The following is a 12,617-nucleotide window of genomic DNA, read 5'->3' as shown; positions in this document are numbered from 1 at the left end:
CGGCACACGGCCGGAGGTGAGTCACCCGGCTGCCCACCAAGGGCCGTGCACCGAAACGTTCTCGTCGCGAGCAGATCGTGTCTTGCAGCCTGTTGGCGAGCAAGCCAGCGACGCGATCAGGGTCGGGCCAAGATCACGTCGAGGACTGCGGACTGACCCTCGCGGACACGAGCGGCAGCCCGGCGCAGGGCGGGGAGGATTTGGTCAGGTTCCTCGACGCGTTCGCCGTAGGCATCGACTGCCTGAGCGAGGAGATCGAAGCGTGGTGTTGGGGTGAGGTCGATGCCGACGAACTGGCCTGTCCGTACTGAATAGCCCTCAGGATAGGCAGCGGTGAGCGGAAGCTTGGTCGCGTTGTAGCAGGCGTTGTTCAGAACGACGAGCAAGACGGGTGCCTGCGCACGTTGAGCGATCCACAGGCTCGCTTCGGGGACGCCGAACAGGAAAGAGCCGTCCCCGATGAGGCCGACGACCAGCCGCTCGGGAGTAGCGAGCTTGGCACCGATGGCTGCGCCGATCCCCCAGCCGAGGCCGGATCCGCCACTCTGGAACCAACTCCCGAAGGAGGTCGTCCGAACCTGGCAGAACAGCGGAACTTGGCTAGTGATCGCTTCATCGATGAAGAGAATGTCCGGATTTTCTCGCCGGAATTCTTCCAAGCAGTAGCCGAGCCACTGAAGTGCGATCGGGCGAGTGGAGGCGTACGTGGCAGCCTGCTGGCGCCAGGCCAGACGTTGCGCGTTGGAGAGTGCTGCCAGCCGGTCGCGGCGTTCCGCGATGCGACGGCGATCGGACTCGGTGAGCAGATCGCGGGCAGCTGCGGCGAGCAGGGGGAGCGCTGCCCCAGTATCGGCCCGAATGGGGAGGTCAACTGGGAAGCTCCACAACGGGATACGCTCCTTCACCGGATCGAGGTCGATCTGGATGATGGTCGCCTGCTCGGACAGCGGTGTGCGTGTGGGAATGTAGGGAACGTCATGATCCAGAACGAGAACGACATCGGCCTCGCTCAATCCGTGCTCGAGTCCGTAGTTGTACCCGAGGTGCAGGGGATGGTCGGCCGGGAAATTGGCGCGCGTCCGCCATTCCACCACGGGCAGTGCCAGGAGTTCCGCCAGCGCGATCAGCCCGTCCCAGCCGGCACGGGTCCGCCCGCTGGCTGCGGCGAGTACCAGCGGGCGCTCTGCCCGGACGAGCATTTCGGCCGCCCGGCGTAGGAGATCAGGGTCGCCAGCACCGAGCCGTGCCGGTGGGAAACGGCTTGGATCGGGGATCAGCACGCGATCGACCCGTTCCATGAGCACTTCGCGGGGTAGCGTGAGGTAGACGGGTCCCGGTGGATCACTCTCGGCGATCTGAAATGCCCGAGCGATGACTTCCCCGATCTGGTCTGGTCGCCGGAGTTCGTAGTCCCACTTGACGTAGTTGCGAACGATGCCGTGCTGGTCGAGTTGCTCTTGCAGCCAGTGGATGTAGGTGTCGCGGGTGCCGCGCACAGCGGGGTCGGTCGTGTAGGGGGCACGCCCAGCGCTGAGAAGGACAGCGGCGCGTCCACGTTGGGCATTGTGCACCATGGCCCCGAGATTCTGGGTGCCGACATCGACATGGACGAGAACCGCCTGCGGACGACCGGACACAGCGTAGTACCCATGAGCGGCGGCGAGGGCCGGGAGTTCGAACGGGCAGAGAACGGTCTCGACGGTCGGCTGCCCGAGGGCTCGGCGCTTGGCGACTGCTTCTTGGATGGGAAACGTGTCCGTGCCGGGATTCAAAAAGAGGTACGAGACACCATGGGCGAGGAGCGCTTCGACATAGGCTTCGGCGATCTCGACCTCCCGCAGCTCGCGGGGCCCGGCGGAGGGGCCGACTCGGACTTCTTCTGCCATGCGCTTCCTCCCGAATGGTTTCGCTCTCGTTGCGAGGCGATTGTACGGTGCTGAGCGGTCGTCCAGGGCTCGACGTTCCGAATTCAGGAACGATCTGGTCGTCTGCCTGCTTCAGCCAGACTCGCAGCCGATGCCGTCGCCGTCGGCGTCCAGTCGATGAGGGTCAGGTGGAAGGACGCGGAAGCGACGCTGCGGGATATCCCGGCAATCGAGGTCGGGTGGCGGCGGAGGAAGACAGAGGTCGGGATAGCTGGGGTCACAGCCGGAGCGCGGGCTCGGGGCTGGTAGCGGTGCGGGAGACTGGCTCGGCGCCGTGCAGGCATCCCAGAGGCCGCGTCGCTCGTGCTGGGCCTGACGCTGCGCCGCCTCGAGGCGGTCGGCATAGCGCACATCAGGGGGATAGCGGCGGGCAACGGCCGCACCACGCCGGACGAGTTCCTCGTTCACGAGAAGCCAGCGTCCGTCCTGCTCGATCCAGACGTAGCGGAGGAGCCGACCGTAGCGGTCGGTCTCGCTCACGTCGCGCTCGAGGATGACGATGGTCCCTGGCGGGGTGAGGAGCCGAAGCGTGGCAGTCGCTTCCTCGAAGTAGCATTCGGCTGACTGTCCAGCCGTACCGCGCTCTGGGGCATCGATCCCGATGAGCCGGACGACTGCTTCACCGCTCGCGGTACGCACCGTGAGAGTGTCGCCGTCGATCACGGTGACGACTTGCGCCGTCTCGCCGGTGATCGCTGGCGTGGCCGTCATGGGGGCTCGGGCAGGTCGTGCGGGGGTTGCAGTGGCCGTTGCCGGAAGGCGAGGCGAAGAAACCGGCGTGAGCATGCCGGTCGGTTGGTGGGCAGGGGTGGTTGGAGACGTCGATGGCGCGGCGCGACAGGCGACGAGCAGCAGGGCCAACAGGACGATCCAGCGAGGCATCGTCATTCCCAACGGACGATCAGCTGGTGGAGCGGGCGGCGGGGACGCCGCTGCGGGTCGGCTGCCGCATACCCGAGCGTGACGAGTGCCTGAGGCTCGAGCACCGGCGGAAGATCGAGGATCTCCCGGACGACGGCGGGACAGAAGAGCGGTGCGCACATCCAGCCGGTATCGAGGCCGAGTCGGTAGGCCATGAGGAGGAGATTCTGGATCGCGGCCCCGAGGCTCTGGATGGCCATGGTCCGCTCGGCTGCTTGGCGCTCGGGATCCGGATACCGGTCGAGGTCGCTGGGATCGAGACAGACCAGGATGAGGACTGGTGCCTCGCAGAGTCGCCTCTGGGATCCGGCTAGTCGGCGGGCGATCGTTTCCTCGTCCTGTCCGTCCATCGCCAAGTGGTGTCGCCAGGCGGTTGCCATGGCGTCGGCGAGCTGGCGTTTGCGTTCGGGTTGGGTGAGTACCACGAAGCGCCACGGTTGCGTGCCGTGGGGCGAGGGGGCCCAGGCGGCAGCTTCCAGGACAGCGGTGACGAGTTCCGGTGCGACGGGATCGGTTCGCAGGCGGCGGACCGAGCGGCGACCGCGAATGATCTCAGGAAGATCGAGCGGTCGCGAGCCAGCTACCCGATCGGGATCAGGCAACGGGACGAGGGGTGGCGGGACGGCATCGTGGTGGCTCATGGCTCCTCAGGATACGGGAGAAGCTGGACTCGGCTCGGCGACGGTGCTGGGGGCGGGAAGCCAGGAAAGCAATGTGATCGATCCCCAGAGGACGACGAAGCCGATGAACTGGACGAGATCGATCGTTGCGCCCAAGGTGAGCCAGTTGACGATGATCGCCAGGGCGGGGAAGGCCAGTTCGGCGAGCGTCGCGTAGGAGGCACGGGTATGACGGAGTCCCGCGTAGTAGATCAACATGGCGAGGAGACCGGGAACGAGCGCCATGAGGAAGAGGCGGGGTGCATGCTGGGCGAGCCCGAGGGTAAACGTGCGGGAAAAGGTGCCCTCGAGGGCGGCGAGCCCGGCGAGAAACGGGAGCGCGAGAAGAAAGCGGGCTGCTGCTAGCGTGGGAAAGCCGAGTGTGCCGAGCACATAGCGCCCCAAAACCGTACCGCTTCCCCAGAGTGCGGCAGCACCGAGAGCGAGAGCGGCAGTGAGGACCCGTTCTTGGGGAAGGAGCCAGAGTGGTTCCAGCGCGGAGCGCCCGAAGGAAACGAGATAGGCTCCGAGCAGTGCCGTGACGAAGCAGGGCCAATAGAGGCGCGGGAGACGTTCGCGGAGCAGTAGCGCTGCCAGGAGTACGGCGATGAGCGGTTGAACCTTCTGCAGCAGGATCACGGTCGTGGGGTTGCCGACGCGGAAGGCGGCAGTGAAGAGGACGGTCGCCAGTCCAGAGGCTCCCCAAGCGATGACGAGGACGGCGAGCCAGGCACGCGGCGTGAGCTGGGCGAGCGCGCGGCGCTGCCACACGAGCACCGGGAGCGCGTACAGGGCAAGGAAGAGATGCTCGGCGAGCACGATCGAGGTGGCGGGCAAGAGATCGCTCAGCGGCTTGCGCAGCGGTGCATCGACTGCCCAGAGCGAGGCGCCGAGTGCCACAACGAAAACACCCCATCGAGTGACAGTCTGCTCTCGGCTGGTCACCGTTCCCCCTCTCGGACACGGTGGACGAGCGCGAGATCTTCAGGTGTGTCGAGATCCAGGACAAGCGCCCTGCTCCACAGCTCACGAATCGTACATCGCGCGCCGGCAGCCGCGCGACGATGTCGCCAGCGACTGAACGGACCGAAGGCCGGCGCGATGACGTCGGGTGGGGCGAGCGCCAGAAGATTGGTGCCGGTGCCGTGGCGATCGGGAGCGAGCACAACACCTGGCGACTCGAGCAGGGCGAGCGCGTGCCGGATGGCGTGGGGATCGAGCAACGGCAGATCTCCCAGGACGATCAGGAGAGCCGGTAGGTGCAACCGACAGGCTTCGGCTTGGGCGAGGCGCACGGCATCGTTGAGGCCATGAGCGGCGTCGCGAAGGGTGCGGACCCCCCACCGAGACGCGAGGCTAGCCAGCGATGGATCGGGCGTCAGGAGACCGATCACGGCGACAGCGGGAACGGAACGGAGAATGCGGATGGTCCGTTCGGCCAACTCGCGGACGAGAGCCTGGCGCGCCGCCGGTTCCAGTGCGGGAGCGAGACGCGATTTGGCCTGTTCCAGGCGCTGGACAGGAACGACGGCGAGGACCTGCATCAATGGCGGCCCTTCCGAAGCTGATCGGCAAAGGCGAGCGTCTCGCGGGCGAGTCGTGCTCGGTCGGCCTCATCGTGCATGACGGCATCGGTGACGAGTGGGCGGATGCCGAGTTGCTCGATGGCTGGGGCTGAGTCGGCATCGGCCGAATCGATGACCAGACCATCGAGGAAATCCTGGTAGAGACGTGCGACGCCGACCGGCGAGACCTCGTGCCCCAGCGAGGCGAGCATCCGATCAGCCGGCCCTTTGAGCGCCCGTCCGGCGATGATGGGGCTGACTGCAACGATCGGAGCAGGGTGGTCGACGAGCCGATCACGGAGACCGGGCAGCGCGAGGATCGGACCGATGCTGACGATCGGATTGGAGGGAGCGAGGACGATCACCGAGGCATCGGCCAGTGCGCGCTCGACCTCCGGGGTCGGGCGTGCCTGCTCGATGCCAGCGAAGTGGACGGCGAGAACCGTGTCTCGCTGGCGGCGTCGCACGAAATAGTCCTGAAACGGGAGAGGGCCGTCAGGTGTCTCGACGATCGTCCGGACAGGCTGATCGGACATCGGCAGGATGCGAGCGGTAACACCGAGCGCGGCGGCGAGTTCGGCAGCGATCTCCGTCAGGCGGGCACCCTGTCGCAGCCGTTCGGTCCGCAGGATGTGCGTCGCGAGGTCGCGGTCCCCGAGCCAGAACCAGGTCGGCCAGCCGTACCGCCCGATCATCGCGAGCGTGTTGGCCGTGTCGCCGAGGATGCCCCAACCGGTCACTGGATTGGCGATGCCGGCGAGCGTGTAGAGCACTGTGTCGAGGTCGGGGCAGATGGTCAGGCCGTAGAGTTCGAAATCGTCAGCGGTGTTGACGATGATGGTTAGGCGGCTGCCGAGATCGAGCTGGGCGAAACCGTGCGCGAGCTTGGCGCCACCGACGCCGCCAGCGAGGACGACGACGGAAGCAGCAGGATTGCTGGGACCGGTCTCCACGCGAACGCTCCTCTCCCGCACGTGGTCGCCTGGTCGCCCCGGGTGTCGCGGGCGCTGGCTCGCCCTGCGATGCTACCGGCTGGGCGGGCACAGTGGCAACGCTCCCTCTGACTCGGCTCTCTTCCCTGATGGCGCTGAGTGGGGCTTGCACCGGTGCGTCACGGCGGACGCCGCAGCCCATCGATTCGAGGACGGCGCAGAAGTCCGTGTAGGGTGGCGCTCGCGGGCGGAATACCACCGCACGATGGCGCAGAGCGCGGGTCATTATAAGGACGTTTGGGATCCAGCAGGCAGGATACTGCGCTCGGCTCTGCGAGCCGGTGGCTGGTGAATAGATGAGGACTGTCAGCCGGATCGGGTAGCAGTTCGCTCTCTCCAGAAAGAGCGAGGTGGTCGGCCGAGTGGGTCAGCCGTGATGCTCGGGGAACTCGACTCAGGGGAGGGAGGACCGGACAGCCTCGAGGAGTGCTGCAGCCTGCTCGAGAGCCTGCTCAGCCTCCTCGCGCGTATAGGCTTCAGCTGGCACGAGTTCGCCGAGCGCGTCGGGGTAGCGCGTGGGAAGATACAGTTTGTCCAGGGCCAGCGCGGTCGCACGCCAGGGATCGAGCGCTGCTCGCTGTTCGGCAGGAAGTTCGATGATGAGTCGGTAGACCGAGTGACCCCACGGATCGAGATCGAGGGCATGCCAGAGGCCCTTCAGCGCCTTCTCGGCTGCTTGCTGCGCGAAGAAGCAGGCTTGGGCGTACTTGGCCGCTGCGAGCAAGGCGCGGGCAGCCTCGAGGTCGTCCTCAGCTTGGCGCAGCCATCGGTGTGCCTCGCGCTGGCGTTTCTCGACGCTCATAGAGGAGACGAGCCTCTCGCAGTATCCCGCGCAGGAAAGGGAGTTCGGAACGCTCGGCGAACTCGGTTGGAGTATAGACGAGTACATCGACCGGTCGGGGAGCATCCGCGAGGAGTTCCAAAACGAGGCCGATCCGATCGAGTGGTCCGAGGTCCGTATTCCAGACGACGATCAAATCGATATCGGAGCGGCGACCAGCCTGTCCCTTGGCGAAGGAGCCGAAGAGGAGGATACGCTCGGGATCGATCGCCCGGACGAGCCGCTCGACCGCCTCAGTGAGCCAGGCTTCGATCGGGTCAGTCGCAACGTGTGTCTCGGCAGGCGACATCTCCGTATCCCTCGCCGCTGAGGATACTTTCCCAGCCTGAGGGCGTCGTTCACGATTCTGTCATATCGAGCGTGGGGACGGCTCGTATCATGTGCGTCGATGATCGCTGGCTTGGGAGAGGGGGTGGGGCGTGGGAGGACAGAGCCTGCGGAAGCGTGTGCTCGTCATCTGCACGCACAACGCCGCGCGCTCGCAGATGGCGGAGGCCCTCTTGCGCTGGATGGCCGGGGAGACGTTCGAGGTGTACTCGGCGGGCACCGAGCCGAAGGCGGTACATCCGCTGACGATCCGTGTCCTGGAAGAAATGGGAATCCCGACAGAGGGTCTCCGATCCAAGGGAGTCGATGAGTTCCTCGGTCAATCGTTCGACTTCGTCATCACTGTCTGTGACCAGGCGAAGGAACGCTGCCCAGTTTTCCCCGGAGGGGAGCAGATCCACTGGTCCTTTCCCGATCCCTCTGCCGTCCAGGGAAGCGAGGAGGAGCAGCTGGAGTTCTTCCGCCGCGTGCGGGACATGATCGCGCAACGGCTGCGTCTGTGGCTCAGCGTCACGCTTCGCGAGCAGCGTCGCGGGTCTGTGCCGTGAGAGTAACGCCCTCGGCGGGTGCGGCGATCGGCAGCTGGAGCGGCGCGTACCAGTAGGGCTGACGCATCCGCAGCATGTCCTTGGCGCGGAGCGGGTTCGTGGGGTAGCGGCTGGCCGCGTTGCGCGTGTCGAGGAGCCCCCAGGAGAGGCCGGCCTGGCCCGGTTCGACGAGGCGCTCGCTGGCCCGCGATTCCGGAACGGGGCCGAAGAGGCCCGACCAGCCGGTTCCCTCGGGGAGCGGGAGTGCGGCGTAGGCCACGACGGTCATGTTTTCGCATGCCCGCACCCGCGCGAGATGGAAGTGCGTCGGGTCGTCACCGGTCACGGCTGGTGGCGGGAGGGGGACGCTGGTCGGGCCGAGTGCTTGCACCGGGGGGATGCCTGGTCCAGCGGGGACCGCGAGGAGATCGCATCCGGCGAGCGCGAGGACGCGCGCGATCTCGGGGAAGCAGAGATCGCTGCCGATGAGCAGGCCGAGTCGGCCGAGCGGCAGATCGATGACTGGTGGGGGCGTGTCGCCCGGCACGAGGAACGACCGTTCCGGACCGATGACGTGCGTTTTCCGATAGGTGACGGTGAGGCCGCTCGGTGTGACCAAGGCGGCACTGGAGGCAAAGCCGCCGGGTAGCGCTTCGAGGAAGCCAACGACGAGAGCGGTCCGGTGTCGGCGAGCCAGGCGTCGGAGTGCGCGCAGGAGAGAGGCAGTGTCGCTCGCTGCGAAGGCTGTGGCCTCGCTCGCATCGTGTGGAACACCCGTCGCGGCGTATTCCGGGAAGACTGCGAGACGGGTGCCGCGGGGCAACGCAGCCAAGGAGCGATCGATGGTCGCGAGATTGGCGGCCAGATCGCCGGGTTTCGGCAAGAACTGGGCGACAGCGATCAGGCTGGCGCGGCCGGGAGGTAACGGCCGATGACCGTACAGCCCATGAAATTCGAGAGGATTCCAGAGGTAGGCGTTGAGCGTCAAGGTGTCGTAGAACTCGGGTCGGCGCGCAGTCAGTTTTTCGGGAGCGAGACTACCAGGGAAGCGCTTGTGTCGCGCGCGATCCAGCTCGATCTCGCCGAGGAGATAGCCGTCGCCACTGTCGAGTCGTGCCTGGATCGTGCCATCAGGCTCGATGATGGCCGATCCACCGGAGAACTGAACGCCGCGCTCGCAGCCGTAGCGATCGGCTGCGATGAGGTAGCAGCCGTTCTCGAAGGCGCGAGCGATCCACGTGGCGCCAGGACCTTTCTCGAGGAGCCAGTTGGTCGGAAAACAGAGGACGTCGGCGGCCTGGAGGGCGAGGAGACGCGCAGGCTCGAAGTAGTCGGCGTCCATGCAAATGAGGATCCCGAGACGGCCGAGTTCGGTCGAGAAGACGGGAAAACCGAGATCGCCATCTTTCGCCCACTTCGGTTCGCTGATGAAGCTGTGTGTCTTGCGGTAGACGCCGAGGACGCCGGAAGGTCCGATGAGTGCTGCTGCGTTGTAGAAGATACCGGTACGGGAATCGACTTCCGGAAGTCCGAGCACGATGAAGCAGTGATGCTCGCGGGCGAGGGTGGCGAAGCGTTCGGTTGTGGGTCCGGGGATCGGTTCGACGAAGGGGGCGATCTCGCGACGATCGTACCAACAGTAGCCCGTGGTGGCCATTTCCGGCGTCACGAGGAGGCGCGCACCAGCCCGGGCGGCGGCGGTGCAGAGTGACAGCAAGCGCTCCACGTTTTGCTCTTTGGCTCCCAGTTCCGGTTCGAACTGGATCGCTGCTGCCCGGTAGCGCAGACCCATGTCGTGTCCTCCTCGCCTCACGCGCTCACGAGGACGTAGTTTCGCACGAGCGGTCCGGAAAAGTCGATGACTGCTGCCCGCAGGATACCGTCTTGGTACTCGCTCCCTGGATTGAGGCAGAGCGTACGGCCGAGCCGCTGCGCGCCCCGTGACTCGTGAATGTGGCCATGGAGGCCGAGCTGAGGCTGGTAGCGTTCGATAGCGCTGCGAACCGCGGTACTTCCGACGGGGATCGTTTCCACCACGCCCCCGATGACGACGGGTTTGAGCGTCTCGTCGAGGCGCGGTGCGAGATCGAGCCCGCTACCGTAGGGCGGGCAGTGGAAGTTGAAGATCGCCGTCGGAAGATCGCTGGATGGGATCTGGGCGACGACTTCGTCGATGCGGCGAGCGAGTTCTTCTTCGGGCACATCGCGCGGGCATTGCCAGGGAGTGAGGTTCGCTGCGCCGACGCTGGCGAGCCAAACCCCGTTCTCGAGCTGGACAGCACGTCCTTCGAGGAAATCGACGCCAGGGAGGTCGCGGAGGTACGCATCCAGCTCGATCGGATCGTCATTGCCGCAGTTCCAGTAGAAGCGGATACCGTGTGGGGCGAGCCGTTCGCGTACGAGGGCTGCCCAGGCAACGAGCCGCTCGCGCATCAGCTCGAGAAAGACCGTGTCGCGACGGGTCGGCTCAGCTTCCAGATCGACGACGAGCGCTGCAGCGCACCGGAGGACATAGTGACCGGTGTCTGCGAGTTCTGCTGCGACCTCGTCCGCTTCGCTGTCGGTCGTGAGGTGACGTGTCTCGCCATAGAACGTGAGAAGCCAGGAGCCGTCGGGTTGGTGGATTAGCGGAACGAGCACTTTGCCCGTGAGGTCACCGCCGATCACCACTGCATCGGCCTCGTACGTCAGTGCCGCGTTCACGAGCTTGCGGAAGACGCGATCAGCGCCGTGCAGGTCGGTCGCGTAGAGCAGACGGAATCGTGTCGACGATGGCGAGGAGCGGCGGAACCAGCGCATCACTGCCCCTCACTCCGCCGGTACTTCACGGTAGACCAGAGAGAGATCGATGCCCTGGGCACGGCGAACTTGCCAGGCGATCACGAAGATACCGAGCCCAACCAGCCAGTAGAGCGCGAAGCCGACCAGACCGAGCCGTGCCAGGCCGAAAGCCGGGTTGGTGAGGAAGGCCCAGAAGAGGAAGGCGAAGTAGAGGAGTGTCCCAGCTCCAGCGATCTGGATCAGCGGCAGGCCGAAGAGCTGGACGGCCGCAGGCGACCGGCGGAACGAATCGGGCCGCAGCAGGGGCCAGAGCAGGCCAGCCAGCGCAGTCGTACCGAAAGCGAGGAGATACCCGAGCGTGCTCCCGCCGAAGAAGGTGGCCGTATTGCCCCAGAAGGTAAAGACGATCAGGAACAGTTCCGCACCGATCGCGCTCAACAGGATCGCGACCACCGGGCTTCCCGTCCGCTCGTTCACCTCAGCCAGCTTCTCCGGAAGCAAGCGGTCGAAGGCCCAGGCGAACATGCAGCGGCTGTTGGCGAGATGGTTCATGATGATGGCCGCCATCGGCCAGGCGATGAAGGCGAGGGCCATGAGCCAGACGAGAACCGGGTTGTCGGTGAGGAGGCTCTGGAGCAACTGCCAACTGGGTGGTACCGTGAAGGGGTAGGCATCTGGAGCGTTCGCGAAGACGTGGTTGAAGGCGGCGAGGAAATCGGGGCCGAAGGTCTTGGCGGCTGCCCAGGCCATGAGCGTGATCATGGCAGTGCCGGCGGCCAGCGAACCGAGGACAGCCCGCGGCAGGGTTCGCCGCACGTTCTGGATCTCGCCACCAGCATATTGGACGAACCACATGAAGAGCAGCGCCAGTGCATTGAGACCGGTCGCGTAGAGCGTCTGCCGGAGGTCGTTCCAGGAAGCCGGGAGTTCCAGCCCAGCCTGCTGAGCCGACTGCTGGAGTGCAGCGGGATCGAAGAATCGCTGGGCGTGCGCGAGGAATTCGGCGTGGGAAGCGAGCGCGACGACGAGCACTCCCAAGGCGAGTGAGAGGAACGCGACCAGGAAGAGTGTGCGTTGGACGAGCAGGGCGCGGCGCAAGCCACTGACCAGCACGGCGGCGAGCAGAACGTTGACCACGGTGCCGATCAGGAGCGTGCTCCACGGCGTCGCCAAACGGTCGGCCAGCTGCGTGAGGGCCGTATTGCCGAAGAGTGTCCCGGTGATCGAGAGGCTTGCCGCGATTCCCTGGGTCGTGACCCAGTTCGCGTAGGCTCCCATCCAGGACATGTTCCAGAGCACGACGGAGCAGTTCGCAGCGAAGCCGAGCGCCGGATGCAACGTCCGACTGATGTAGACATAATCTCCGCCGGACCGTGGCATGGCGAGACCGTAGAGCAAGTAGACGGTGCCGGGGAAGAGGACGAGCGGAGCCGTGATGAGGACCGAGAGCGGCAGGTTCAGGCCCGGGAAGAGCCAGGGCATGAGGACGATCTGGGTGGCCGTGATGACGAGATTGATGATCAAGAGATTGCCGACGAAGGCATCGACTGCGGAGATGCTCCGGACCAGTCCAGACGATTGGCGCACGAAGAGTCGTGCTGACATGGCCGAAAGTATCCTTTCCTTTCGTCATTTCTGGAACGACCGGCTGCCGAAAAGATCACAGCAGCCGATCCTGAGCATAGCGCACGGTGAAAATAGGCGCAATGGGTACATCAGGTAGGCTTGGCGCCGCACAGTGCGACCAGGATCGAGCAGATGCGGGTAAGGATGGCGCTGGTCAGGCACGGAATGGGCTGCGGCCGCGAGGCAAGGTACGCGGGGTCAAGCGATGACTGTTTCCCTTCATCCAGTGACTGGACTGGAGAGGATCCGTTTCGGGGAAGGCTCTGGCCGCAGCATATCCATCTGGGTGGGTGCTCTCGTGCGGCAGCCGGTGGGCACGAGAACCGGTGTGGCTCGGCGAGGTACCCTCTCGGGTAGGGACTCGTTTCTGGTTTCCATTTTGCTGCCTTTTGCATCCGCGACGGGCTGGCTACGAAGACGGCCGGGATGGACGAGCGCGAGGGGAGTTTTCTG

At 65.6% G+C, this 12,617-nt stretch carries 12 protein-coding genes; 1 reads left to right on the top strand and 11 read right to left on the bottom strand.

All coding sequences use genetic code 11. From position 1 onward, the window contains the following. Nucleotides 1-116 precede the first annotated feature (116 nt). The 8 genes from TRD_RS12815 to TRD_RS12780 form a co-directional block, all read right to left on the bottom strand. Nucleotides 117-1,886: a thiamine pyrophosphate-requiring protein gene (locus TRD_RS12815; protein ID WP_012643308.1), complete on the bottom strand. Its 1,770-nt coding sequence runs from the start codon at nucleotides 1,884-1,886 to the stop codon at nucleotides 117-119. Nucleotides 1,887-1,997: 111 nt separating this feature from the next. Beyond that, nucleotides 1,998-2,636: a thermonuclease family protein gene (locus tag TRD_RS12810; RefSeq protein ID WP_052294148.1), complete on the bottom strand. Its 639-nt coding sequence runs from the start codon at nucleotides 2,634-2,636 to the stop codon at nucleotides 1,998-2,000. Nucleotides 2,637-2,809: 173 nt separating this feature from the next. Then, the gene (locus TRD_RS12805) at nucleotides 2,810-3,487 is read right to left on the bottom strand and encodes a nitroreductase family protein (RefSeq protein WP_012643075.1); all 678 of its coding nucleotides are present in this window, start codon (nucleotides 3,485-3,487) and stop codon (nucleotides 2,810-2,812) included. Between the two features lie 6 nt (nucleotides 3,488-3,493). Next, complete coding sequence (locus tag TRD_RS12800; protein ID WP_041437382.1) at nucleotides 3,494-4,450, bottom strand: DMT family transporter; 957 nt, start codon at nucleotides 4,448-4,450, stop codon at nucleotides 3,494-3,496. After that, entirely contained in the window at nucleotides 4,447-5,049 is a 603-nt protein-coding gene (cofC, locus tag TRD_RS12795) for a 2-phospho-L-lactate guanylyltransferase (RefSeq protein ID WP_012642646.1), read from the bottom strand. The genes TRD_RS12800 and cofC overlap by 4 nt, the downstream gene beginning before the upstream one ends. Then, complete coding sequence (cofD, locus tag TRD_RS12790; RefSeq protein WP_012642717.1) at nucleotides 5,049-6,023, bottom strand: 2-phospho-L-lactate transferase; 975 nt, start codon at nucleotides 6,021-6,023, stop codon at nucleotides 5,049-5,051. Before cofD ends, cofC begins: the two co-directional genes overlap by 1 nt. A 433-nt stretch (nucleotides 6,024-6,456) precedes the next feature. Beyond that, entirely contained in the window at nucleotides 6,457-6,864 is a 408-nt protein-coding gene (locus tag TRD_RS12785; RefSeq protein ID WP_052294147.1) for a HEPN domain-containing protein, read from the bottom strand. Continuing rightward, the gene (locus tag TRD_RS12780; RefSeq protein ID WP_012643252.1) at nucleotides 6,812-7,192 is read right to left on the bottom strand and encodes a nucleotidyltransferase domain-containing protein; all 381 of its coding nucleotides are present in this window, start codon (nucleotides 7,190-7,192) and stop codon (nucleotides 6,812-6,814) included. Before TRD_RS12780 ends, TRD_RS12785 begins: the two co-directional genes overlap by 53 nt. A 196-nt stretch (nucleotides 7,193-7,388) precedes the next feature. Between TRD_RS12780 and TRD_RS12775 the strand changes: the two genes are divergently transcribed. After that, complete coding sequence (locus TRD_RS12775) at nucleotides 7,389-7,778, top strand: arsenate reductase ArsC (RefSeq protein ID WP_052294160.1); 390 nt, start codon at nucleotides 7,389-7,391, stop codon at nucleotides 7,776-7,778. Here the strand turns inward: TRD_RS12775 and TRD_RS12770 are convergent. The 3 genes from TRD_RS12770 to TRD_RS12760 are packed head-to-tail and all read right to left on the bottom strand — an operon-like array spanning nucleotide 7,741 to nucleotide 12,143. Next, nucleotides 7,741-9,549, bottom strand: a complete 1,809-nt coding sequence (locus tag TRD_RS12770) for a nitrilase-related carbon-nitrogen hydrolase (protein ID WP_012643170.1) — start codon at nucleotides 9,547-9,549, stop codon at nucleotides 7,741-7,743. The two genes, TRD_RS12775 and TRD_RS12770, sit on opposite strands and share 38 nt — an antisense overlap. A gap of 17 nt (nucleotides 9,550-9,566) precedes the next feature. Further along, complete coding sequence (locus TRD_RS12765; RefSeq protein ID WP_012642672.1) at nucleotides 9,567-10,556, bottom strand: metallophosphoesterase family protein; 990 nt, start codon at nucleotides 10,554-10,556, stop codon at nucleotides 9,567-9,569. Nucleotides 10,557-10,565: 9 nt separating this feature from the next. After that, nucleotides 10,566-12,143, bottom strand: a complete 1,578-nt coding sequence (locus TRD_RS12760) for an APC family permease (protein WP_012642822.1) — start codon at nucleotides 12,141-12,143, stop codon at nucleotides 10,566-10,568. Nucleotides 12,144-12,617: the final 474 nt, after the last annotated feature.

It is taken from the genome of Thermomicrobium roseum DSM 5159 (genome assembly GCF_000021685.1).
In the GTDB taxonomy this organism is placed as follows: Bacteria; Chloroflexota; Chloroflexia; order Thermomicrobiales; family Thermomicrobiaceae; genus Thermomicrobium; species Thermomicrobium roseum.
The sequence above is the reverse complement of the archived record's forward strand: the minus strand, read 5'-3'. Positions and strand labels throughout refer to the sequence as shown.